Annotated in this window: 25 protein-coding genes; 17 read left to right on the top strand and 8 right to left on the bottom strand. The window is 64.7% G+C overall.

Features of this window, described 5'->3' with window-relative positions; all coding sequences use genetic code 11:
- Positions 1–3: 3 nt before the first annotated feature.
- On the bottom strand, positions 4–888 hold the full coding sequence (gene hslO / locus ACB031_RS16985; RefSeq protein ID WP_005308471.1) for an Hsp33 family molecular chaperone HslO: 885 nt from the start codon (positions 886–888) through the stop codon (positions 4–6).
- A gap of 108 nt (positions 889–996) precedes the next feature.
- On the bottom strand, positions 997–1,395 hold the full coding sequence (hslR, locus tag ACB031_RS16980) for a ribosome-associated heat shock protein Hsp15 (RefSeq protein ID WP_371139939.1): 399 nt from the start codon (positions 1,393–1,395) through the stop codon (positions 997–999).
- 214 nt (positions 1,396–1,609) lie between these two features.
- Between hslR and exeC the strand changes: the two genes are divergently transcribed.
- The 12 genes from exeC to exeN all read left to right on the top strand — a co-directional run bounded on the left by exeC (position 1,610) and on the right by exeN (position 13,209).
- Positions 1,610–2,458, top strand: coding sequence for a GspC family type II secretion system variant ExeC (gene exeC / locus ACB031_RS16975; RefSeq protein ID WP_005308474.1), 849 nt, complete (start codon positions 1,610–1,612; stop codon positions 2,456–2,458).
- Between the two features lie 21 nt (positions 2,459–2,479).
- The gene (exeD, locus tag ACB031_RS16970; protein WP_010635231.1) at positions 2,480–4,516 is read left to right on the top strand and encodes a GspD family T2SS secretin variant ExeD; all 2,037 of its coding nucleotides are present in this window, start codon (positions 2,480–2,482) and stop codon (positions 4,514–4,516) included.
- A complete protein-coding gene (gene exeE / locus ACB031_RS16965; RefSeq protein ID WP_017787449.1) occupies positions 4,516–6,021 on the top strand; it encodes a GspE family T2SS ATPase variant ExeE in 1,506 nt (501 codons plus the stop codon). The genes exeD and exeE overlap by 1 nt, the downstream gene beginning before the upstream one ends.
- Before the next feature lies 1 nt (position 6,022).
- Complete coding sequence (gene exeF / locus ACB031_RS16960; protein WP_017765226.1) at positions 6,023–7,243, top strand: GspF family T2SS innner membrane protein variant ExeF; 1,221 nt, start codon at positions 6,023–6,025, stop codon at positions 7,241–7,243.
- 151 nt (positions 7,244–7,394) lie between these two features.
- Complete coding sequence (exeG, locus tag ACB031_RS16955; protein WP_005308483.1) at positions 7,395–7,826, top strand: GspG family T2SS major pseudopilin variant ExeG; 432 nt, start codon at positions 7,395–7,397, stop codon at positions 7,824–7,826.
- A gap of 47 nt (positions 7,827–7,873) precedes the next feature.
- Positions 7,874–8,437: a GspH family T2SS minor pseudopilin variant ExeH gene (gene exeH, locus ACB031_RS16950; RefSeq protein WP_371139938.1), complete on the top strand. Its 564-nt coding sequence runs from the start codon at positions 7,874–7,876 to the stop codon at positions 8,435–8,437.
- Entirely contained in the window at positions 8,434–8,793 is a 360-nt protein-coding gene (gene exeI, locus ACB031_RS16945; protein WP_005308487.1) for a GspI family T2SS minor pseudopilin variant ExeI, read from the top strand. Before exeH ends, exeI begins: the two co-directional genes overlap by 4 nt.
- Before the next feature lie 44 nt (positions 8,794–8,837).
- Positions 8,838–9,485, top strand: coding sequence for a GspJ family T2SS minor pseudopilin variant ExeJ (gene exeJ / locus ACB031_RS16940; RefSeq protein ID WP_017780397.1), 648 nt, complete (start codon positions 8,838–8,840; stop codon positions 9,483–9,485).
- Positions 9,486–9,574: 89 nt separating this feature from the next.
- Entirely contained in the window at positions 9,575–10,600 is a 1,026-nt protein-coding gene (gene exeK, locus ACB031_RS16935) for a GspK family T2SS minor pseudopilin variant ExeK (RefSeq protein ID WP_017780398.1), read from the top strand.
- Between the two features lie 119 nt (positions 10,601–10,719).
- Positions 10,720–11,904 (top strand): GspL family type II secretion system protein ExeL, encoded by a 1,185-nt coding sequence (gene exeL / locus ACB031_RS16930; RefSeq protein ID WP_005308494.1) that lies wholly within the window; start codon positions 10,720–10,722, stop codon positions 11,902–11,904.
- Positions 11,901–12,392: a GspM family type II secretion system protein ExeM gene (gene exeM, locus ACB031_RS16925; RefSeq protein ID WP_005308496.1), complete on the top strand. Its 492-nt coding sequence runs from the start codon at positions 11,901–11,903 to the stop codon at positions 12,390–12,392. Before exeL ends, exeM begins: the two co-directional genes overlap by 4 nt.
- A gap of 61 nt (positions 12,393–12,453) precedes the next feature.
- The gene (exeN, locus tag ACB031_RS16920) at positions 12,454–13,209 is read left to right on the top strand and encodes a GspN family type II secretion system protein ExeN (RefSeq protein ID WP_005308499.1); all 756 of its coding nucleotides are present in this window, start codon (positions 12,454–12,456) and stop codon (positions 13,207–13,209) included.
- Positions 13,210–13,269: 60 nt separating this feature from the next.
- On the opposite strand, the gene ACB031_RS16915 is transcribed toward exeN, so the two are convergent.
- Positions 13,270–14,085, bottom strand: coding sequence for a LuxR C-terminal-related transcriptional regulator (locus ACB031_RS16915; RefSeq protein ID WP_371139937.1), 816 nt, complete (start codon positions 14,083–14,085; stop codon positions 13,270–13,272).
- A gap of 175 nt (positions 14,086–14,260) precedes the next feature.
- On the opposite strand from ACB031_RS16915, the gene tyrS reads away from it, so the two are divergent.
- A complete protein-coding gene (gene tyrS, locus ACB031_RS16910) occupies positions 14,261–15,526 on the top strand; it encodes a tyrosine--tRNA ligase (RefSeq protein WP_371139936.1) in 1,266 nt (421 codons plus the stop codon).
- Here tyrS and ACB031_RS16905 read toward each other — a convergent pair.
- Positions 15,521–16,426: a LysR family transcriptional regulator gene (locus tag ACB031_RS16905; protein WP_371139935.1), complete on the bottom strand. Its 906-nt coding sequence runs from the start codon at positions 16,424–16,426 to the stop codon at positions 15,521–15,523. The genes tyrS and ACB031_RS16905 overlap by 6 nt on opposite strands.
- A gap of 115 nt (positions 16,427–16,541) precedes the next feature.
- Between ACB031_RS16905 and ACB031_RS16900 the strand changes: the two genes are divergently transcribed.
- Positions 16,542–17,648, top strand: coding sequence for an NADH:flavin oxidoreductase (locus ACB031_RS16900; protein WP_371139934.1), 1,107 nt, complete (start codon positions 16,542–16,544; stop codon positions 17,646–17,648).
- A gap of 69 nt (positions 17,649–17,717) precedes the next feature.
- On the opposite strand, the gene yrfG is transcribed toward ACB031_RS16900, so the two are convergent.
- Complete coding sequence (gene yrfG / locus ACB031_RS16895; protein WP_371139933.1) at positions 17,718–18,386, bottom strand: GMP/IMP nucleotidase; 669 nt, start codon at positions 18,384–18,386, stop codon at positions 17,718–17,720.
- Between the two features lie 138 nt (positions 18,387–18,524).
- On the opposite strand from yrfG, the gene nudE reads away from it, so the two are divergent.
- The 3 genes from nudE (at position 18,525) to ACB031_RS16880 (ending at position 21,665) form a co-directional block, all read left to right on the top strand.
- Positions 18,525–19,133, top strand: coding sequence for an ADP compounds hydrolase NudE (nudE, locus tag ACB031_RS16890; RefSeq protein ID WP_017765235.1), 609 nt, complete (start codon positions 18,525–18,527; stop codon positions 19,131–19,133).
- 35 nt (positions 19,134–19,168) lie between these two features.
- Positions 19,169–19,981: a 3'(2'),5'-bisphosphate nucleotidase CysQ gene (gene cysQ, locus ACB031_RS16885; protein WP_005308514.1), complete on the top strand. Its 813-nt coding sequence runs from the start codon at positions 19,169–19,171 to the stop codon at positions 19,979–19,981.
- 412 nt (positions 19,982–20,393) lie between these two features.
- Positions 20,394–21,665, top strand: a complete 1,272-nt coding sequence (locus tag ACB031_RS16880) for an aromatic amino acid transport family protein (protein WP_010635218.1) — start codon at positions 20,394–20,396, stop codon at positions 21,663–21,665.
- Between the two features lie 72 nt (positions 21,666–21,737).
- On the opposite strand, the gene ACB031_RS16875 is transcribed toward ACB031_RS16880, so the two are convergent.
- The 3 genes from ACB031_RS16875 to metJ all read right to left on the bottom strand — a co-directional run bounded on the left by ACB031_RS16875 (position 21,738) and on the right by metJ (position 23,271).
- Positions 21,738–22,076, bottom strand: coding sequence for a tRNA-binding protein (locus ACB031_RS16875; RefSeq protein ID WP_139725797.1), 339 nt, complete (start codon positions 22,074–22,076; stop codon positions 21,738–21,740).
- Between the two features lie 84 nt (positions 22,077–22,160).
- Positions 22,161–22,913, bottom strand: coding sequence for a helix-turn-helix domain-containing protein (locus ACB031_RS16870; RefSeq protein ID WP_371139932.1), 753 nt, complete (start codon positions 22,911–22,913; stop codon positions 22,161–22,163).
- A gap of 34 nt (positions 22,914–22,947) precedes the next feature.
- Complete coding sequence (gene metJ, locus ACB031_RS16865; protein WP_005308521.1) at positions 22,948–23,271, bottom strand: met regulon transcriptional regulator MetJ; 324 nt, start codon at positions 23,269–23,271, stop codon at positions 22,948–22,950.
- Position 23,272: the final 1 nt, after the last annotated feature.

The raw sequence follows: 23,272 nt of genomic DNA, 5'->3' as shown, positions 1-23,272 counted from the left end.
CAATTAGTGTAACTTGTTTGCATCATTACCGGGAGCCCCGCTGAACAGGGTTTCGACATCGATCCCGTCAAATTCGTACTGGGCGCCACAATAATCACAGTGCATGCCGATCTTGCCGAGCTCCTGCACCATCTCCATTACCTCTTCCTTCTCGATCTGCAACAGGGCCCCTTCGCAACGCTCGCGGGAGCAGGTGCAGCGGAATTCGACCGCCTGCGGATCGAACACCCGCACCTTGTCCTGGTGGTAGAGACGGTAGAGGATCTCTTCCGCTTCCAGACCGAACAGCTCTTCATCCTTGATGGTGCTGGTGAGCTGGGTCAGGTGCTCGAAGTCGTCGCCGTGATCCTCGCTCTGGGCGGGCAGCTCCTGCAGCAGGATGCCGGCAGCGCGCGGCGCACCTTCGTGGTAGCCGGTGCGGATCCAGAGCTTGGTCGCCAGCTGTTCGGACTGGGTAAAGTACTGCTCCAGGCAGCCGGCCAGGGTGTCGGCGTCCAGCGCTATGATGCCCTGATAGCGTTCACCCTGCTCCGGGGTGATGGTGATGACCAGCTGGCCTTCCCCGATCAGGCTTTGCAGCTTGCCGTCGCTCGGCAGTTCACCCTCGTAGCGGGCCACGCCGCGCAGCTGCTGGTTGTTGTCGCCGTTGATGACGGCCAGCCGTACCGGGCCGTTGCCCTGCAGCTGTACCGTGATGGAGCCTTCGAACTTGAGGGTGGCGGTCAGCAGGCTGGTGGCGACCAGCAGTTCACCCAGCAGTTTTTGCACCTGTACCGGGTAGTTCTGAGCCTCCACCACGTGGCGGTAGGTGTGGTCCAGCTGGACCAGCTCGCCCCGGACTTCGTACTCTTCGAACAGATAGCGATACAGGAGATCTTGGTTACTCATCATGCATTCCTGGGTTCTTCGGTGGGGTAAATAGATAAAAACATTAATAAACAGGTGGTTAGGAACTTATTCCGCCATCTGTCGTCATAAAAGGGCCATCTTGGCGGGTCAATATTGCTTGACCTTGATCAGCTGGCGCCGCTCCTGCTTGTCGGGGCGACGCTCGGGGCTCGGGGTAAACTGGCTGTTGAAGCGGCGTGCCTCGCTGTTTTCCGCCCGTCGTTTCAGGCTGGCCTCGGTCTCTTCATAGAGCTGCTGGGCCAGCGGGGCGGATTTGCGCTGCTCGCTCACCTCGAGCACCCGCACCTCCCGTTCGTCCTGGCCCTGCCAGAAACGAATGAGGGCGCCGACCTCGACATGCTTGCCCGGCTTGCTGCGCTGGCCGTTGTAGTGCACCTTGCCCCCTTCAGTCTGGTCGCGGGCCAGGCTGCGGGTCTTGTAAAAACGTGCCGCCCACAACCACTTGTCGAGACGGACCTGGGTTGGGATTTCTGCGGGGTTCGGCATGAATCGACTCCGGAATGGCTGAAAGGGGTGCCTGATTATACCAGAGGCAGGCCCCGGGATAGAAACAGGGGGCCCAAGGGTGTGACGGAATGTCAATTTTCGCAGCTTACTCCCATCCGGTCGGTTGTCTCTGGGTCCATTGCCGTACACAATAGCCAACCGATTTGGATGCCAGAAAATATTGATAAACATGACGCTACCGTTCAGGGATGACTTGTTGAGCTCCCTTCTGGCCCGTTGTAAAACCGTGCCACTCTCCCGTTTCAGCCAGCCTCTGTTCTGGCTTCTGCTGCTGTTGCTGGCCCACCAGTGTGCCGGCCTCACCTGGCGTCTGCTGGATCTCGGCAGCCGCCCCGTCAGTCAGCCCTGGCAGCCGTCGGTGGTAGCCAGTCAGGGCCAGGGTTCAAACCGGCTCGATCTGAGCGGCGTCAGCCGGCTGGCGCTGTTCGGCAAGGCCAAGCAGCAGGCCCAGGCGGCCGATGTTGTCGCAGCCGATGCTCCCAAGACCCAGCTCAACGCCCAGCTCAATGGCGTGCTGGCGAGCTCGGATCCCGCCAAGTCCATCGCCATCATCGCCCACAACGGGCTGCAGAACTCCTATGGCATCGGTGACCTCATCGACGGCACCCAGGCCAAGATCCGCCAGGTATTTGCCGACCGTGTCATCATCGAGCGGGATGGGCGCGACGAGACCCTGATGCTGGACGGCGAGGAGTACGGCAAGCCGCTGCCCCAGCAGGGCAAGCAGGACGACAAGCTCTCCTCGGTGCGCAACGAACTGATGGGCAACCCCGGCAAGATCACCGATTACCTCAATATTTCCCCGGTCCGGGTCGATGGTCGCATGGTCGGCTATCGCCTCAATCCGGGTCGCAATCCGGAACTGTTCAATCAACTCGGGCTGGTCGCCAACGACATGGCGGTCAGCATCAACGGGCTGGATCTGCGGGATAACGCTCAGGCCATGCAGGCGATGCAGCAGGTGGCTGGCGCAACGGAAATGACCGTCACCGTCGAGCGGCAAGGACAGCTCTACGACGTTTATGTCGGCTTGTCAGAATAATGAATTGGAGTAGCACCAAGAATGACAAATAAAGGGAAGGGCTGGCGTCTGGCCACCGTGGCCGCGGCGTTGATGATGGCAGGCTCAGCCTGGGCCACCGAATACTCCGCCAGCTTCAAGAATGCCGACATCGAAGAGTTCATCAACACGGTCGGCAAGAACCTGAACAAGACCATCATCATCGAGCCGTCGGTACGGGGCAAGATCAACGTCCGCAGCTATGACCTGCTCAACGAAGACCAGTACTACCAGTTCTTCCTGAGCGTGCTCGACGTCTATGGCTTCGCCGTGGTCCCGATGGACAACGGCGTGCTCAAGGTGGTGCGCTCCAAGGATGCCAAGACCTCCGCCATCCCGGTGGTGGACGAGAGCAACCCCGGCAGCGGTGACGAGATGGTGACCCGGGTCGTGCCGGTGCGCAACGTCTCGGTGCGCGAGCTGGCGCCGCTGCTGCGCCAGCTCAATGACAACGCCGGCGGCGGCAACGTGGTCCATTACGACCCCTCCAACGTGCTGCTGATTACCGGCCGCGCCGCCGTGGTCAACCGGCTGGTGGAAGTAGTGCGCCGGGTCGACAAGGCGGGCGACCAGGAAGTGGACATCGTCAAGCTGAAGTACGCCTCCGCCGGTGAAATGGTGCGGCTGGTGACCAACCTCAACAAGGATGGCAACAACCAGGGGGCCAACACCTCCCTGCTGCTGGCCCCCAAGGTGGTGGCCGACGAGCGCACCAACTCCGTGGTGGTGAGCGGCGAGCCCAAGGCGCGCGCCCGCATCATCCAGATGGTGCACCAGCTCGACCGTGACCTGCAGAGCCAGGGCAACACCCGGGTCTTCTATCTGAAATACGGCAAGGCCAAGGATCTGGTGGAGGTGCTCAAGGGCGTCAGCTCCAGCATCGAGGCCGACAAGAAGGGCGGCGCGGCTACCACCACAGGCGGTGGCGGTGCCAGCATCGGCGGTGGCAAGCTGGCCATCTCCGCCGACGAGACCACCAATGCGCTGGTGATCACCGCCCAGCCGGACGTGATGGCCGAGCTGGAGCAGGTGGTCGCCAAGCTCGACATCCGCCGTGCCCAGGTGCTGGTGGAGGCGATCATCGTCGAGATCGCCGATGGCGACGGCCTCAACCTCGGGGTGCAGTGGGCCAACACCAATGGCGGCGGCACCCAGTTCACCAATACCGGTTTGCCGATAGGTTCGGTGGCCATCGCGGCCAAGGATTACAAGGATAACGGGACCACCACCGGCCTGGCCTCGCTGGCCAAAGAGTTCAACGGTATGGCGGCCGGTTTCTATCACGGCAACTGGGCCGCGCTGGTGACGGCCCTGTCGACCAACTCCAAGAGCGATATTCTCTCCACCCCGAGTATCGTCACCATGGACAACAAGGAAGCCTCCTTCAACGTCGGCCAGGAAGTGCCGGTGCAGAGCGGCTCCCAGAGCTCCACCACCAGCGATCAGGTGTTCAACACCATCGAGCGCAAGACGGTGGGCACTAAGCTGGTGGTGACGCCGCAGATCAACGAGGGGGATTCCGTGCTGCTCAATATCGAGCAGGAGGTCTCCAGCGTAGCGAACAAACCTGCCGAGGGAACGGCAACACTTGGCCCGACCTTCGATACCCGCACCATCAAGAATGCGGTGCTGGTGAAGAGCGGCGAGACAGTAGTGCTGGGCGGCTTGATGGATGAGAAAACCAGCGAAACCGTCTCCAAGGTGCCGCTGCTCGGCGATATCCCGGTGCTGGGCTATCTGTTCCGTTCGACCAATAACAGCACCTCCAAGCGCAACCTGATGGTCTTTATCCGGCCCACCATTTTGCGGGATGCCAACATCTACACAGGTGTTTCCAGCAACAAGTACACCGAGTTCCGCTCCGAGCAGCAGGAGGCGGCGGCGCAGGAGGGCTACCTCACCTCGCCCAAGCGCCAGGTGCTGCCCGAGTACAGCCAGGGTGTGACAACATCGCCCGAGGCACAAAAGCAGATTGAACAGATGAAGCAGCACCAGCAGACGACAATCGACTCGGTGCAGCCATTCGTGGGTAACAAGTAATGGCAGCATACCAGCTGGATGGCGTCGACATGCCGGCAGCCCTACCCGAGCTGCCGTTTGCCTTCGCCCGCAACTTCGGCGTGATCCTGACCGAGCGGCAGGGGGCCCCGGTGCTGCTCTGCCGCCAGGGCGTGACGCCGCAAACCCTACTGGAAGTGCGGCGGGTGGCGGGCTGCGCCTTCACGGTGGAGCAGATGGACGGCGAGGCCTTCGAAGAGCTGCTGATGGCCCACTACCAGCGCGACTCCTCCGAGGCGCGCCAGCTGATGGAGGACCTCGGCAACGAGATGGACTTCTTCGCGCTGGCCGAAGAGTTGCCCCAGAGCGAAGACCTGCTGGACGCCGACGACGATGCCCCCATCATTCGCCTCATCAACGCCATGTTGAGTGAGGCGATAAAAGAAGAGGCGTCCGACATCCACATCGAGACCTTCGAGCGGGCCCTGGTGATCCGGTTTCGCATCGATGGGGTGCTGCGGGAGATCCTGCGCCCCCATCGCAAGCTCGCCTCCCTGCTGGTGTCGCGCATCAAGGTGATGTCGCGCATGGACATCGCCGAGAAGCGGGTGCCGCAGGATGGTCGCATCTCGTTGCGCATCGGCGGCCGGGCGGTGGACGTGCGGGTCTCCACCATGCCGTCCAGCTATGGCGAGCGGGTGGTGTTGCGTCTGCTCGACAAGAACAACGTGCGGCTGGAGCTCAAGCAGCTCGGCATGACGCTGGCCAACCGCAACATCATCAGCGAACTCATTCGCAAGCCTCACGGCATCATTCTGGTGACGGGCCCGACCGGTTCGGGCAAGTCGACCACCCTCTACGCAGCCCTCTCCGAGATCAACTCGCGGGATCGCAACATCCTGACCGTCGAAGACCCCATCGAATATGACCTCGAAGGGGTGGGCCAGACCCAGGTCAACAGCAAGGTGGACATGACCTTCGCCCGCGGCCTGCGCGCCATCCTGCGTCAGGATCCGGACGTGGTGATGGTGGGGGAAATCCGTGACCTAGAGACCGCCCAGATTGCGGTGCAGGCGTCGCTGACCGGTCACCTGGTGATGTCGACCCTGCACACCAACACCGCCATCGGTGCCATCACCCGGATGCGGGACATGGGCATCGAGCCCTTCCTGCTCTCCTCGTCACTGCTGGCGGTACTGGCCCAGCGGCTGGTGCGCACCCTCTGCCCCGATTGCCGCGCCCCGCGCCCCATCACCGAGCAGGAGCGCATTGCCATGGGCATCGAACTGGCGCCTGATCAGCAGGTGTGGCGCCCGGTGGGCTGCGAGCAGTGCAACCACACCGGCTATCGCGGCCGGACCGGCATCCACGAGCTGGTGGTGGTGGACGAGGCGGTACGCGAGGCGATCCACAGCGCCAGCGGCGAGCTGGCCATCGAGCGGTTGATCCGGGGCCATACCCCCAGCATCCGCCGCGACGGCATCGACAAGGTGCTCAAGGGGCAGACCAGCCTCGAAGAGGTGCTGCGCGTGACCCGGGAAGACTGAGATGGCGGCATTTGAATACAAGGCCCTCGATGGCAAGGGTCGCAACAAGAGCGGCGTACTGGAGGGGGATTCCGCCCGTCAGGTACGCCAGCTGTTGCGCGAGCAGGGGCTGACCCCGCTCGAGGTGAACGAGACCACCGAGAAGGCCAAGCGCGAGGCGAACCGCTTCGTGTTGTTCCGCCGTGGTGCCAGCACCGCCGAGCTTGCGATGATCACCCGCCAGCTGGCGACCCTGGTGGGGGCCGGCCTCACCATCGAAGAGGCACTCAAGGCTGTCGCCGAGCAGTGCGAGAAGGCCCACCTGCGCAGCATGGTGGCCACGGTGCGCAGCAAGGTGGTGGAGGGCTATTCGCTGGCCGATTCGCTGGGGGCTTTCCCCCATGTGTTCGATCAGCTGTTCCGCTCCATGGTGGCGGCCGGCGAGAAGTCCGGTCACCTGGAGAAGGTGCTCAACCGCCTCGCCGACTACACAGAGCAGCGTCAGCACATGCGCACCAAGCTGCTGCAGGCGATGATCTACCCCATCGTATTGACCTGCGTCGCCATCGGCGTGATCTCCATCCTGCTCACCGCCGTGGTGCCCAAGGTGGTGGCCCAGTTCGAACACATGGGCCAGCAACTGCCGGCCACCACCCGCTTCCTCATCGGTACCAGCGAGCTGATGCAGCACTACGGCCTCTGGTTCCTGTTGCTGCTGCTGGTGGGCGGCTTTGTCTGGCGCTGGTGGCTGACCGACGACAAGCGTCGTCGTCACTGGCACCAGCTGATCCTGCGTCTGCCGGTGATCGGCCGGGTCAGCCGCGGTCTCAACACTGCCCGTTTCGCCCGCACCTTAAGCATCCTCAACGCCAGCGCCGTGCCGCTGCTGGAGGGGATGAAGATCTCCGGCGAAGTGCTCTCCAACGACTTTGCCCGCATGCGTATCGGTGAGGCCACCGAGCGGGTGCGGGAGGGGACCAGCCTGCGCAAGTCGCTGGATGAAACCAAAATTTTTCCGCCCATGATGCTGCACATGATCGCCTCCGGCGAGCAGAGCGGCGAGCTCGACAACATGCTGGAGCGGGCGGCGGACAACCAGGATCGGGAGTTCGAAACCCAGGTGAACATCGCCCTCGGGGTGTTCGAACCCATGCTGGTGGTCTCCATGGCCGGGGTGGTGCTGTTTATCGTGATGTCGATCCTGCAGCCGATCCTGGAGCTCAACAATATGGTGAATTTGTAAGGTTCGGACGTTCGAATATGCTTCGCTATTCGAACCTACCAGTCCAATCAACTCCGTAGGTTCGATTAGCCGACAGGCGTCATCGAACGATCGTGGTTTAACAGTTAATCGTTGATGGTTCATGCCATCTCATTTCGTGAGGGAGTAAGTCATGCAAAAGCGTCGTCAATCGGGTTTTACCCTGCTGGAAGTGATGGTGGTCATCGTGATCCTGGGGATCCTGGCCAGCCTGGTGGTGCCCAACCTGATGGGCAACAAGGAGAAGGCCGACCAGCAGAAAGCGGTCTCCGACATAGTGGCGCTGGAAAACGCCCTCGACATGTACAAGCTGGACAACAACCGCTACCCGACTACCGAGCAGGGGCTGGACGCGCTGGTCAACAAGCCGACCGCCGCACCTGAGCCGCGCAGCTACCGGGAAGGGGGTTACATCAAGCGCCTGCCGCAGGATCCCTGGGGCAACCCGTACCAGATGCTGAGCCCGGGCCAGTTCGGCAAGATCGACATCTTCTCCATGGGGCTGGATGGCGAAGCCGGTACCGATGACGACATCGGCAACTGGAACCTGAAGGACTTCCAATAAGTGATCCCGCCGCGCCGCGCTCACCGAGTCATCCCGAGGCTGCCTGAATGAAGGCGGCCTCTTCTGCCCGTCGCCAGGCCGGTTTTACCCTGCTGGAAGTGTTGCTGGTGGCCATGTTGATGGGTCTGGTTGCCACTGCCGTCACCCTTAGCATGGGTGGCGCCAGGGGGGATCGGGAGCTCGACAAGCAGGCGCGCCGCTTCATGGCTGTGCTGCAGCAGGCGCAGGAGTACTCGGTGATGGATGGCCGGTTGGTGGGCCTGCGTGTCGAGGACAACGGCTGGCAGTTCATGCAGCGCGCGGCCAAGGATCGCAAGTGGCAGGTGATGAGCGGCGACAAGCTGCTGGATCGGGTCGAGCTGCCCGACAACATGCAGCTGGCCATCGAGCTCGAGGGTTTCAGCTGGCGGACCGACTCCGACGAGAAGTACGAGAAGGGGCGCGACGAGAAGGAGCGCACGCCCCAGGTGTTCATCTTTCCCGGTAGCGAGCTGACCCCCTTCGTGCTGACCCTGACCCAGCAGGACGACGATCAGCGCTATGTGCGCACGGTCAAGGCGGACGAGTTCGGCCGCCTGCGCCTGCTGCAGGACGAGGAGGAAGAGGAATGAACGCCCGCGGCATGACCCTGCTGGAAGTCATGGTGGCGCTGGCGGTGTTCGCCATCGCCGGGTTGGCGGTGATGAAGACTGCCAGCGAGCACCTCTCCGGCCTCAACTATCTGGAACAGAAGACCCTGGCGACCTGGGTGGTGGAGAACCAGCTGGTGCAGCAGAAGCTCGAAGCCAAGTGGCCAGGTGACAGCTGGGTGGAGGGGGACGAGCAGATGGCGGGCCAGACCTGGTACTGGCGCTATCGCGGCGTCGCCACCGCCGACAGCAACTTCAAGGCGCTGGACATGGAAGTGCGTACCGCACCCAAGGCCGACAGCCCGGTGGCCATGATCCGGACTTATATCAGCCGATGAACCTGCATCAAGGTGTCTCCATGATCCGGAGCCGGCATCAGCCGATGAACATTCACCAACGTCTCTCCATTAGCCGGCGTCAGGCGGGGTTTACCCTGCTGGAGATGCTGGTGGCCATCGCTATCTTCGCCGGCCTGAGCCTGGGCGCCTATCAGGTGCTGCAAGGGGTGCTCACCAGCGACGAGGTGGCCAAGCGCAAGGAGGCACGTCTCTCCGAACTGCAGCTGGCCTTCTCCGTGCTGGAGCGGGACGTCACCCAGATGGTGCCACGCAGCGGCCGCATCGACGGCGAGAGCAACAAGGTGCTGCTGGCGGCCTCCCGCTTCGGCCAGCAGAGCGACGACTGGGGCATGGCCTTCATGCGCGGCGGCTGGCTCAACCCGGACGGCATGCTGCCGCGCTCCGGCCTGCAGCGGGTCGGCTGGCGGCTCAAGGATCACAAGCTGGAGCGGCTGAGCTACCTCTACCCGGATCCGGTGATAGGCACCGAGCCGCGCATCCAGCCGATGCTGGAGCGGGTGACGGCGCTGCGACTCTACTTCTACGACAAGGGCAGCTGGAAAGAGGAGTGGACCCAGCGCAACGTGCTGCCCTACGGGTTGGCGGTGGAGCTGGATCTTGAAGACTACGGTACCATTCGCCGCCAGTTCCTGATCGGCGCCGGCGGTCAGAGGGCAGATAATGGTAACTGATCGTCAGTTTCCCCTGTCCGTCATGGAAGATGACGGCACTATTCGACGCCGCCAGTTCCTGATCGGCGCCGGCGGCCAGCGAGCGGACAATGGCAATTAAGCGCGGCCGGGGCCGATCCCGCACCACTCCGGGCCGCCAGGGGGGCATGGCCCTGCTGGTGGTGCTGCTCATCCTGTCGGTGATGGTGATCATCGCCAGCAACATGAGCGGCCGCCTGCAGCTGGAGCTGCGCCGCACCGCCAATCTCACCGCCGGCAAGCAGGCCTGGTGGTATGCCATGTCGGCGGAGGCGCTGGTGAGCAAGGTGCTGGCCCAGGATTTCAAGGATGACCCCAACGTGGTCAGCCTGGGGCAGAACTGGGCGCGCCAGGATGCGGTCTTCCCGGTGGATGACGGCAAGCTCACCGGCCGGGTGCGGGACCTGCAATCCTGCTTCAACCTCAACAGCCTGAGCGTGCCGTTGAAGGACGGGATCAGCGGCGACGATCTGGAGAAGCAGCCCTATCCGGTCAAGGTGTTCAAGGCGCTGCTCAAGCAGCTCGAGGTGGAAGATTACGAGGCGGTGCAGTTGACCGATGCCATCCGCGACTGGACCGACAAGGATACCGTGCTGGTGTCGAGCTACGGCGCCGAGGATGCCTATTACGAAGGGCTTACCCCCCCTTATCTGACCGCCAACCAGTGGATGCTCGGCACCGACGAGCTGCGGGCGGTGCGCGGGGTGAGCGCCAAACTTTATGCCCGGCTGGCGCCCTATGTGTGCGCCCTGCCCAACGACAAGCTGGTGGTGAACGTCAACACCATCCGGCCGGAGCAGTCGGCCCTGCTGGTGGCGCTCTATCTGGACAAGGTGGGGCTGGACGATGCCAAGCGGGTGCTGACCAGCCGCCCCCAGAAGGGGTGGAAGAACAAGAAGGAGATGACGGACCAGATGCCGGTGCAGGTGGGCAACATCCAGGGACTGGATGCGGCGCTGGACGTCAAGAGCAGCTATTTCGAAGCCAGGCTGCTTGCCGAGGTGGGTGACACCCGGGCCAGGCTGGAGAGCGTCTTCGTGCGCGGCAAGGACAACAAGCTGGTGATGCTGCGCCGTCTGAACGGCGGCGCCGAATAACAAGGGAGGCGGGTGACGGTCGTTGGCCGGCCCGCGCCATCCCCCGATTGGACTGCAGCCCATGGCTGCGCGCCCGCCCATCCCGAGGGATGTGAGCGAGCATGGCAGGAGAGACATTAGTGAGCGAGAGTCTGGTCATCCGTCTGGGGACCAATGCGCAGCAGCCGGTCGAGTGGCTGGTGTGGTCGGGCGGGGAGGAGGAGGTGATCGCCTCCGGTACCCTGGCCTCGGCCCATGCCCTTGGCGAGCTGCAGGAGCGGGCCGGTGGCCGCCCGGCGGTGGTGCTGGTGCCCGGCAGCGATCTTATCTTCCGGCGGGTGAGCCTGCCGGGCAAATACAGCCGCCAGAGTGCGGCCGCCTTGCCCTATCTGCTGGAGGAGCAAATCGCCTCCGACGTGGATGAGCTGCACCTGGTGGTGCTGGGTCATCAGGGTCACGAGGTGGACCTGATGGCGGTCGACAAGGAGAAGATGCAGACCTGGCTCGGCTGGCTGGAGCAGGCCGGTCTCAAGAGCCGGCAGCTGCTGCCGGACGTGCTGGCGCTGCCGCAGGCGAGCGAGGGCTGGTCGGCGCTGCAACTGGGCAAGGAGTGGCTGCTGCGCCAGGGGCCCTGTCAGGGCATCGTCGCCGACGAGCCGCTGCTGGCCATGCTGCTGGCGGCGGAGCCGGCGCCGGTGACCATTCACAGCCATACCCCGCCGCCGGCCATTGCGGCGGCCAGCTGGCAGGCGGCCGATCCCGAGCTGCCCATGCTGCTGCTGGCCCGGGGCGCACTCGCCAGTCAGGCCAACCTGCTGCAGGGCCCCTACCGACCGCAGACCGAATACTCCCGCTACTGGCAGCAGTGGCGCAAGGTGGCGGTGGTGGCCGGGGCGCTGCTGGTGGTGGCGTTCGCCCAGCGTGGCGTGCAGCTCTATCAGTTGGCGGAGCAGGACAAGGCGCTCAAGGCGGAGATCCGGCAGGTCTACACCCGGATCTTCCCGGGGGAGAGCCGCATCGTCAACGTGCGCAGCCAGATGACCCAGCACCTCCAGCAGCTGGGGCAGACGCCCCAGGACGGGGTGTTGATGGTGCTGACCGAGCTGGCCCCCACCTTTGCCGAAGTGCCCGGCCTCAAGCCCGAGGTGCTGCGTTTTGACGCGGCTCGCGGCGAGCTCAGGCTGCAGGTGACGGCCCCCGGTTTTGCCGAGATCGAGCGTTTTCGCGAGCTGGCCGGCAAGCGCTTCGAGGTGCAGCAGGGAGAGGTGCGCAGCACCGAAGGCAAGGTCGAAGGGGCACTGGTGCTGAAGGGTAAATCATCATGATGGACAAACTACAAGGCTGGTGGCGGAGCATCAGCGCCCGCGAGCAGCGGCTGGTGGCGGTGGGTGGCAGCGTACTGTTGATCGGCTTCTGCTACTGGGTCATCTGGCAGCCCATCGGCAACCGCATCGACGAGCGCGAGCGGCAGGTATTGAGCCAGCAGCAGACTCTCGCCTGGCTGAAAGAGAAGGGTGAAGAGGTGCTGGCGCTGCAGGGTGGCCAGGGCCGCCAGCTCGATACCAGTGGCACCCTGGAAGGGGTGGTCAACCGCACCGCCTTCAACCAGAAGATCAAGATTGCCCGGCTGCAGCCCCAGGGCCAGGAGCTGCAGGTGTGGATCGACACGGTGGCGTTCGATGATCTGCTGATCTGGCTGGCGACCCTGGCGGATCGCCATGGCGTGCAGGTACAGGTGATCGAGCTGGCCAGCGAGAATCTGGCGCCCGGTCTGGTCAAGGTTCGCCGCTTGCAGCTGAGCCGTCCCCAATGAAACAACGCGTCCCGAGCAGGGCCTCGCGCCTGATCGGGCGTTTGCAGTCGAGTCGTTTTCTATGAAGCAAAGAGTGCTGATTGCCGTGCTGTTTCTGGCGGCCTATCTGGTTTTCCTGCTGGCCAAGCTGCCGGCCTCTCTGGTGGTGCGCTACCTGCCGCTGCCGCCCCTGGTGCAGCTGGAAGGGGTGAGCGGCACCCTCTGGAGCGGCCAGGTTGCCCGCCTGCAATACGCCAGCGAGTCGTTGACCCAGCTGCGCTGGGAGCTCAATGGCTGGTCGCTGCTGCGCTTTGCCCCTGAAGTCTCCCTGCGCTTTGGCGAGCGCAGCGGTCTCAACGGGCAGGGGGTGGTTGGCTGGAGCGGCGCCGCCTTTGGCCGCGACATCACCCTCAACGTGCCGGCCCCCTGGCTGCTGGCGCGGGTGCCGATGCAGCTGCCCGTGCCGGTGACCGTGGCTGGCCAGTTGCAGCTCAAGCTCGATCAGTTTGCCCAGGGCAACCCCTGGTGCGACAACCTCTACGGCAACCTCTACTGGTACGGGGCCGATGCCGATACCCCGGCCGGCAAGCTGGTGCTGGGGGATCCCGAGATCAAGCTGACCTGCATCGACTCCCGGCTGGTAGCCGAGCTCAAGCAGGGCTCGGAGGCGGTACAGGTACAGGGCAAGCTGGAGCTGCAGGCCAATCGCCAGTACCTGTTCCAGGGCACGTTGAAACCCGGGCCCGAACTGCCGGAGCAGATGAAGCAGGGGCTGCCCTTCCTCGGCCAGCCCGATGGGCAGGGGCGTTTCCCGCTGCGCTACCAGGGCCGCATCTGACGGCCTTGCCGTCTGATCTGGCAAGCATCGACACCACCCCGCCTCGGCGGGGTGGTGTCGTTATGGGGAGGTGCCGGCCGGCGCCGTGATGAGGTGATTGAGGAAGAAGCGGAACAGCTCGGCCCGTGAGCGCAGGTGCAGCTTGGCGTAGAGGTGCTTGCGATGATTCTTCACCGTGCCGCTGCCGATGCCAAGCGCTCCGGCAATGGCCTCGGTATCGAGCCCCTGCAACAGCAATCCCGCCACCTGACGCTCGCGGCGGGTGAGGCTTGCGCCCCCCACGCTGGCGATGGCCTGCTCCACCGCCGTCTTGAGGTCGGCGCCACCCGGCAGTGCCGGGCTCTGTGCCAGCAGGGCGGCTCCCTCCCGCCAGTGCTGGCGGCACAGCGAATGCACCAGTGGAAAGAGCGCTTCCAACCGGGCCAGCTCGTCACGGCTGAGGGAGCTGCGCTTGTCGAGGCGGCCCAGAAACAGCATCAGGGTGAGGCCGCCACGCACCGGCAGGATCAGCCCCACCTCCTCCTGCCAGCCGGTGGCCTGATAGAAGTGGTGGCGATACTCGGGGTCGAGCCGCCCGCGCGACACCTGCGCCAGGGTCCAGACCCCGGCCCCCAGCCCCCGTTCCAGCGCCTGCATAAAGGGATCCTGGCTGAAGTGGCGGGTGAGGTAGCGATCGAACAGCAGGGCCCGCTGGTGGTGCAGGTTGTCGTAGAGGTAGACGGGGCGCTGCCCCACCCCGAGCAGCAGGGCGCAGTCGAACGCCACCTGCTGCTGGATAAGGCGCACCAGGGCTGCCGGGAAGCCGCTGCCATGCAGGGCATCGACCACCTCGGTCATGCTGCGGGTCAGGGCTTCTGTGGCGAGTGGCTGGATCATGGGCGCTGGGTCATGGCGATAAGTTCCGGGTGGCGGGCTTCCCGCGATGGTTGTGCGATGGTCACACTATGGCCGGATGCTAGCACGAGAGTGGCAAAACTGTCCCCTGGGGGACATATTCGGCGCGGGCCGGAGCGGCGAGGATGTGGGCTTTTCCCCTGCTGTTGGAGCACCCATGATCAACCCTCACCTGCTCGATGAGCTGACCCGACGCGGCCTGGTGGCCCAGAATTCCGACCCGGTGGCGCTGCGCGATCATCTAGCCAGCCCGCGCACCGTCTACTGCGGGTTCGATCCCACCGCCGGCAGCCTGCATATCGGCCATCTGGTACCGCTGTTGATGCTGCGCCGCTTCCAGCTGGCGGGCCATACCCCGGTAGCGCTGGTGGGCGGTGCCACTGGCCTTATCGGCGATCCCAGCTTCAAGGCAAGCGAGCGCAGCCTCAACAGCGCCGAGACGGTGCAGGGCTGGGTAGCCAGCCTGTCGGCCCAGATAAAAGCGCTGCTGCCGGCCAGCGACGGGCTGGCGGCGCCGCTGCTGGTCAACAACGTCGACTGGATGGGGCAGATGTCGGCCCTCGATTTTCTGCGGGACATCGGCAAGCACTTCTCGGTCAACGCCATGCTGGCCCGCGAGTCGGTGCGCCAGCGCCTCGCCCGACCGGATCAGGGGATCTCGTTTACCGAGTTCTCCTACGCCCTGCTGCAATCCCAGGACTTCGCGGTGCTCAACCAGCGCCTCGGTTGCACCCTGCAGATCGGCGGCAACGACCAGTGGGGCAACATCACCAGCGGCATGGATCTCACCCGCCGGCTCAATCAGGCCCAGGTCTATGGCATGACGTTGCCGCTCATCACCAAGGCGGACGGCACCAAGTTCGGCAAGACCGAGGGGGGCGCAATCTGGCTCGATCCGGCGCTCACCTCGCCCTACGCCTTCTACCAGTTCTGGCTCGGCACCGCGGACGAGGATGTCTACCGCTTCCTGCGCTACTACAGCTTTATGCCGCTGGCCGGGATTGAGGCGCTGGAGGCGGAGGATGCCAAGCGGCAGGGGCGCAAGCTGGCCCAGCAGGTGCTGGCCGACGAGCTGACCGAGCTGGTGCACGGCAAGGGGGCGCTGGCGGCGGCGCGGCGCATCAGCGAGCTCTTGTTCAGCGGCGACGTGGCTCGCCTTGGCGAGAGCGATCTGGCCCAGCTGGCCCAGGATGGCCTGCCGAGCAGCCCCATCGAGGGGGAAACGGATCTGGTGACCCTGTTGGTGCAGTGCGGCCTGGCGAACTCCAGGCGCATCGCTCGCGAGCTGCTGGCGGCGGGGGCGGTCAGCCTCAACGGTGCGATCCGCCAGGATGGGCCAGTGACCGACGGCGACTGGTTGTTCGGCCGCTATCTGCTGCTGCGCCGGGGCAAGAAGCAGTACCACCTGGTGATCCGCTCATGAAGGGGTGAGCGCCTCGATGACGTAGTCGAGGAAGTGGCCGACCAGGGCCGACTCGGCCCGGCGCTGGGTGTAGAGGGCATAGAAGCCGGCCCCCTTGGGACGGTAGTCGGGCAGCACCTCGCGCACCACCCCCTCGGCCAGCTCGGCCGCCACCAGGTAGCGCGGCAAGCGGGCGATCCCCAGCCCCTGGCGCATCGCCTGGTGAATCGCCTTCTTGCTGCTGAAGGCCAGCTCGCCCGCCACTTCCAGCGGGATCTCGCGCCCCTGGGCAAGCAGGGTCCAGCGCTCGTGGTGGCTGTACTCCTGGCAGCGGGTGATGAGGGGGTGCTGCTGCAGATCCTGCGGCTCGCGCAAGGGCGGGTGGTGGTCCAGGTAGTCGGCGCTGGCGCAGAGCACCAGATCGTCCACCGCGATGGGGCGCGCCAGATAGGGCTGGCTGCCAAGCTCGGTGCTGCGAAACGCCACGTGCAGGTTGTCGCGCAGCAGGTCGGCCGGGGTATTGCTGAAGTCGGCGATGATCCGCACCTCGGGGTGGTCGGCGCGAAAGCGCAGCAGCACCGGGGTCAGCACCACCTCGCCCCACAGATCCGGCGCCGTGATGCGCAGCTCCCCGCACAGGGCCGAGCGGCGGCGCTGCAGGCCGTCCAGCAGCTGCTCGTGCAGGGCGATCATCTGGTCAGCCTGGCGGTAGGTGAGCTCCCCCGCGTCGGTCAGCTGCACCCGGCGGGTGGTGCGGCTCAGGAGCGTGTTGCCGAGGCTCTGCTCCAGGTGGCGCAGATCCTTTGAGGCCTTGCTCGGGGTGATGCCGAGCTGGGCCGCCGCCGCGGCGAAGGATCCGCAGCGGACGATGGCGACCAGCAGGCGCATCAGGTAGAGGGTGTCGAGCTTGTGGTGACTCATGTGTGGCGGCCTATTGCGTCCTGGTGGGAATGAATGCCTTGCTTGTGCACCTGATTATATCCTGAATGCCCGGGATTATAGTGGCGACATTCCATTGCGATCCCGGGAGAGGGTGATGAACAAGGCACTTGGCGACAGCTTCCACTTCGAACGGGCCGGATTGCGGCTCAAGAACCGGGCCGTGCTGGCCCCTTTGACCCACAACATGAGCGGCGCCGGCGGCGATCCCGCTCAGGCCGAGCTCGACTGGCTGGCGCGCTGCGCCCGGGGTGGTTTCGGCCTGCTCATCGCCGCCGCTACCCAGGTACAGCCCGGCGGACGCTGCTGGGCGGGGCAGCCGGCCCTGATGACCGACGCCCAGCAGCAGGCCTTCACGGCCCTGGCCGACAGTGCGCGGCAGGCCGGGGCGCTGGCGGTGGTGCAGCTGCATCACGGCGGGATGCGGGCCCTGCCCGAACTGAACGACGGGGCGCCGGTCGGCCCGTGCGCGCTGGCGCCGGGTGGACGCTACCCGCTCGGGGTCAAGGGGCTGAGCGAGGAGGGAATTCTTACGCTGATCGAGGCCTTCATGGGCGCCGCCGAGCGGGCTCATGACGCCGGCCTGCACGGGGTCGAGCTGCACGGGGCCCACAACTTCCTGCTCTGCAACTTCCTCAACCCCCTGCACAACCGGCGTACCGACCGCTGGGGAGGTAGCATCGCCAACCGGGCGCGGATCCTGGTGGAGATAGTGCGCGGCATCCGCGCCCGTCTGCCCCGGGACTTTTTGGTCGGGGTGCGCATCTCCCCCGAAAACTATGCCCATATCCAGGGCATAGAGCTGCCCCATCAGCTGGCGGTGGCGCACCTGCTGGCGGACGAGGGGATCGACTACCTGCACTTCTCCATGGGGGACAGCTTCAAGGCGGTGGCGGGGGATCCCGATGGCGGCGCCCTGCTGGAGGCGGTGCGGGTCGGGTTGGCCGGGCGGGTGCCGCTCATGGTGGCGGGCAAGATCCACGACGCCGCCTCGGCCGAGCTGGCTCTGGCCGGCGGCGCCGACCTGGTAGCGGTGGGCACGGCGGCGATCGGCAATCCGGACTGGATGGAACGGGTGAGCCGCGGCCTGCCCCTGCAGCGCGCCCCCTTCACGGCGGCGCACCTAGCGGAGATCGGATTCACCCCGAGCGCCCTCGACTACCTGGCCGGCATGGGGGTACTGGCCCCGCGCGATGCGGCCTGAGGGCTTTAATCAGCGGACTGGCTGCTGAGCCGATATGACAAGGCCCTCGCGATGAGGGCCTTGAGCGTATCAGGTGCCGAGGGGCAACAGCTCGGCGTAGTCGCGGATCGCCGGGAAGGCGGTGATGCGCTGCTCGGGCTGCCGGCTGTCCGGATTCTGGATGGCGAGCTGGTAGCCGATGCCGTAATCGGCGGCGGCGCGCAGGATCCGCTCGCTGTCATCCACGAACAGGGTGCGGGCCGGGTCGAACGCCAGCCGCTCGGCCAGCGCCTGCCAGCAGCGCTGGCTCTCCTTCGACCAGCCCAGCTCGTGGGTGCTCACCATCAGATCGAGGTGCTCGGCGAGGCCGAGGTGCGCATCCTTGACCGACAGGCTGGCGGGGTGGGCATTGGTGAAGAGCACCAGCTGCTTGCCGGCGGCCTTGAGCGCGGCCAGGAAGGGGATGACGTTGGGGCGCCACTGGATCTTCTCCAGGATCTCCTGCTTGAAGGCGCGGATGTCGAGCCCCAGGGTTTCGCTCCAGTAATCCACGCAGTACCAGTCGAGGGTGCCGCTGACGGCCTGGTAGTGCGCCTCGATCTGCACTCTGGCCTCGGCCAGCGGCAGGCCGAGTCGCTCGGCATAGCGCTCGGGGACCAGCTGCTGCCAGAGGTGGTTGTCAAAATGGAGATCGATCAGGGTGCCATCCATATCGAGCAGGACAGTGTCTATCTGGTGCCAGGGCAGTGGGGTCGGCATGGGGCCTCGGTGGTCGGGTCGAAACGGGCGGGCATTATAACGGATTTTTCCCGCCGCTTTCCCACCCTTGCCCCGTGGTGTTCGAGAGGGGAGTCGTTTACTCTTGAAACACGATTTTTTAACGAGCAGCCAGCCCCGATGAGTGATCACCACCAACGCAAACCCGTCCACCTCAGCGTCGACACCATGGCGCACGACAAGAGCAAGCCGGAGATCCTCAAGGCCGAGATCGTGGCCGAGAGCCGGCTGTTCAAGGTGGAGTCGCTCCACCTCAAGTTTTCCAACGGCGAGGAGCGGGTCTACGAGCGGATGCGCGGTGGTAACCGGGGCGCCGTCATGGTGGTGCCCCTGTTCGATGCCCACACCCTGCTGCTGGTGCGCGAGTACGCGGCGGGTACCCACTCCTACGAGCTGGGCTTTCCCAAGGGACTGATCGACCCGGGTGAAGATGCCTTCGAGGCGGGTAACCGGGAGCTGATGGAGGAGGCGGGCTTCGGGGCCAACAGCCTGACCCTGCTCAAGCAGGTGTCGCTGGCGCCGGGCTACTTCTCCAGCCGGATGGACATCTTGCTGGCGCGGGATCTCTTTCCCGAGCAGCGTGTGGGGGACGAGCCCGAGCCCCTCGAGGTGATCCCCTGGCCGCTGAACCGGATCGACGAATTGCTGGCGCGCCCCGACTTCACCGAGTCGCGCAGCATCAGTGCGCTGCTGTTGGCCCAACGCTGGCTGGCGGAGCAGGCAGAGTAGCCCGCAGGGGCAGTTTGAATACAGAGGATAACAAGATGCAGGAGTTGTTGGCCTGGGTGCCGGGGGTCAAGGAGATCGCGCGCGAAGCGGGCAGGATCCTTCACGAAATCTATCACGGCGGTCAGTTCGAGCGTCAGCTGAAGGAGGATGCGACCCCGGTCACCAGTGCCGATCTTGCTGCCGATGCCTACCTCAAACAGGCGCTGTCGGCGCTCACTCCCCATGTTCCCGTGCTGACCGAAGAGGCGGCCGACATCCCCTTCAGTCAGCGCGCCAACTGGCGTCAGTACTGGCTGGTGGATCCCCTCGACGGCACCGGCGAATTCATCGCCGGCAGCGGTGACTTCGCCACCCTGATCGCCCTGGTACAGGACAATGTGCCGGTACTCGGTGTCATCTATGCCCCCGAGTCGGACGTGCTCTACTGGGCGGTGCGCGGCCATGGCGCCTTCAAGGAGGCGAACGGCGAGGTGCACCCCATCAGCGCCATGCACCACGAACACGATCAGCCCGATTCGCTGGTGGTGGCCATCAGTCGCCGCCAGAAGCTGGAGAACCTGACCCGCCGCCTCAACCCGGCCATCAACTACGAGCTGATCCCGCTCGGCTCCAGCTCCCTCAAGTCCTGTCTGGTGGCGGAAGGGGCGGCCGACTGCTACGTGCGGCTCGGCCCCACCGGCGAGTGGGACACCGCCGCCGCCCAGTGCATCGTCGAGGCGGCCGGTGGCCGTATCCTCAGCCTGGCGCTGCAGCCGCTGCGCTACAACGAGACGGAGTCGCTGGAGAACCCGGACTTCATCGTGATGGGGGATCCGGATCTCGCCTGGGGCAGCATTCTGGCCCATTGAGCGGCTAAACAGGTCATTGTTGACGGCAATCAGGCGGCCCCATGGCCGCCTGATTGCATGGTGTGATCCGCTGGTTTCATCGTGGATGAACAGGAATATCCGCTGGCAAAGCGCGGGAATGACAGTGAATCATCACAAGAGAGGGCGGCGGAATGGCACGATTTTTCATGTAATTCTGCAAACGATCATTTGTCCAAAATAAAAAATTGACCATGAATGAAAATTTGGTTTTAAATTTCGTTAATTTGACTGAATTTAGTTTTACTCATTTATGTGATCCCGATTCCATTCCCAATCTCACTGGCTGAAGCCCGTAATGGTAGTGATATGTTTCAGGGAGGATTTTTGAGAATTAAATCCCGATAAACCACAATGAACTCAGATTAAAACACTGACAAAAAGTGAATTAGTAATGAGTTTATCTGTAGACGTCACAGGGGAGCTGTCCGGTTCCCGCTCCACCACCGTCAGCGCCACCCCCTGGCGCCGCCACGACACCCACTGGGTCATCAGCCTGTTTGGTACCGCCGTCGGTGCCGGCATCCTGTTCCTGCCCATCAACCTGGGTCTGGGCGGGATCTGGCCCCTCATCATAGTCGCCGTGCTGGCCGGCCCCATGACCTTCCTGGCCCACCGCGGGCTGGCGCGCTTCGTGCTTTCCTCTTCGCGCCCCCACGCCGACTTCACCGAGGTGGCCCAGGAGCACTTCGGCAAGATGGCCGGCCGCCTCATCTCGGCGCTCTACTTCCTCTCCATCTTCCCGATCCTGCTCATCTACGGGGTCGGGCTGACCAACACGGTGGAGAGCTTCATGATCAATCAGCTCGGCATGGCGACCCCGAACCGGGTGATGCTCTCCGGCATGCTGGTGTTCGCCATGATCGCCGTGATGCTGGCCGGTGAGAAGGCGATGCTGCGCGCCTTTGCCGTCATGGTCTATCCGCTGGCGGCCATCCTGGCGGCGCTCTCCTGCTACCTCATTCCCCAGTGGCAGTGGCCACAGCTGGGCAGCCTGGAGGGCGGCAGCTTCCTCAACACCGTCTGGCTGGCGCTGCCGGTCACCGTGTTCGCCTTCAGCCACGCCGCCGCCATCTCCGGCTTTGCCAACGTGCAGCGCCGGGAGTACGGCGAGCAGGCGGAAGCCAAGAGCAGTCTGATCCTGCGCAACACCACCGTCATGCTGGTGGGCTTCGTGCTGTTCTTCGTCTTCTCCTGCGTGCTGAGCCTCTCGCCGGCCCAGCTGGCCGAGGCCAAGGCCCAGAACGTCTCGGTACTCTCCTATCTTGCCAACATCACCGACAACCCGGTGATCGTGACCCTGGGGCCGCTCATCGCCTTCATCGCCATCAGCTCCTCCTTCCTCGGCCACTTCCTCGGTGCCCGCGAGAGCCTGAAAAGCCTGATCGCCAAGCCCACCGGCCTGTCGCTGGCCAAGGCGGACAAGCTCGGCATCGCCCTGATGTTCTTCTCCATCTGGGGCGCCGCCATCATCAACCCGGGGATCCTGGGGCTGATGGAGACCCTCTCCGGCCCGGTGATCGCCATGATCCTGTTCATCATGCCGGTGGTGGCCATCTACAAGGTGGAGGCGCTGGCGCGCTTCCGCCAGCGCTGGGCCAACGGCTTCATCCTGCTGACCGGCTCGCTGGCAGTATCGGCGCTGATCTTCAGCCTGCTGAAGTAACGGCGAGCAACCAGCCGCAAAAGAGAGAGGCGACCCCAGGGTCGCCTCTCTTGTATCCGTCCGATTGTGGCCTCAGCCGAGCTTGGCGCCGTTTTGCACCGTCTGCTCGGGGATGGCGATCACCACGGCGCCGTCCGGCCGGTAGAAACCGGTCAGCAGAAACTCCGACTGGATCGGCCCTATCTGCTTGGGGGGAAAGTTCACCACGGCGACGATCTGGCGGCCCACCAGCGTCTGCGGTTGATAGAGGTCGGTGATCTGGGCGCTGCTCTTGCGCACCCCGAGCTCGGGGCCGAAATCCGCCCACACCTTGTAGGCCGGGCGGCGCGCCTCGGGGAAGGGCTCGACCCGCACCAGGGTGCCCACCCTGAGCTCCACCATCTCGAAATCCTGCCAGCTTATGGTCTGCATCTTGGCTCCTCGTTGCCCATACCTTGCATGAGCCTCAGCATGCCTCGAAACCACCTGCGCCGTCTTCGGCAAACAGCCGCCCGGTTACGGCAAGCGGCCGTTTTGTTGGCGCCAGAGGGAAGGGGGCAGCCCGGTTTCGGCCAGGAAGCGCTCGCCGAAGGCCCCCTGATTCTGGTAACCGCAGCGGCTGGCCACGTCGCCGACGGGCAGGGCGGTGTGGGCGAGCAGGGTACGCGCCAGCGCCATGCGCCGCGCCCGGATGTAGTGGGAGACGCTCATCCCCACCTGCTGCTGGAAGGCGTGCTTGAACTGGCTCTGGCCGAGGCAGGCGATGGCGGCCAGCCGCTCGTTGCTGAGGGGCTCGGCGAGATGCGCCTCGATATGGCGCTGCACCTTGCCGATGCGCGGGGCGAGGCGGGCACGGCCGCGCGAGCCTGCCTGCTGCGCCTCTGCCAGCAGACCCAGCCACACCTGCTCCATGCCGGCCACGTGGCGCCCTTCGGCCACCATGCGGTGCAGGAAGGCGAGGTAGTGGCGCTGAGCCTCATCCAGCTCGATGAAGGGGCGCTCGCCCAGCTCGCCGGGCAGCCAGTGACTCTCCTGCACCAGAAACGAGAGCGCCGGATCGGCGGCGTAGTCGTGCCGCTCACCGGGGGCGATGATGCAGGCAAAACCGGGTGCGAGCCGCCGCCCCTGGCCCTGCACCTCGATCTCGATGGGACCGTCGAGGGGGATCACCAGCTGGGCATGGTCGTGGCTGTGGCTGCAGACGTCGCTCTGGTAGCGACGCAGGCTGAAAGGGGCGGATAGCGATGACGCGGCCAGGGGCCGCGTCATCGAAGGGGGTTTGCTGTCCGGCATCTGCTGCAGATTACTCGGCGTCGAAATCTTCGATCTCTTTGCCCAGCGCTTCCATGATGGCACGCGCCTCGGCAGGGACGCTGTCCGGATGATCCTTGCGCAGATCTTCGTCGCAGGGCAGCGGCTGACCGGTGAAGGCGTGCAGGAAGGCTTCGCAGAGCAGCTCGCTGTTGGTCGCATGACGCAGGTTGTTCACCTGACGGCGGGTGCGCTCATCGGTCAACACCTTCAGCACCTTGAGCGGGATCGAGACGGTAATCTTCTTGACCTGTTCGCTCTTCTTGCCGTGCTCCGCGTAGGGGCTGACGTAGTCGCCGTTCCACTCTGTACCCATG

The organism is Aeromonas sp. S8(2024) (assembly GCF_041403085.1).
Taxonomy (GTDB): domain Bacteria; phylum Pseudomonadota; class Gammaproteobacteria; order Enterobacterales; family Aeromonadaceae; genus Aeromonas; species Aeromonas dhakensis.
Note: the sequence above shows the minus strand (reverse complement) of the source record. Positions and strands in the feature narration are given on the sequence as shown.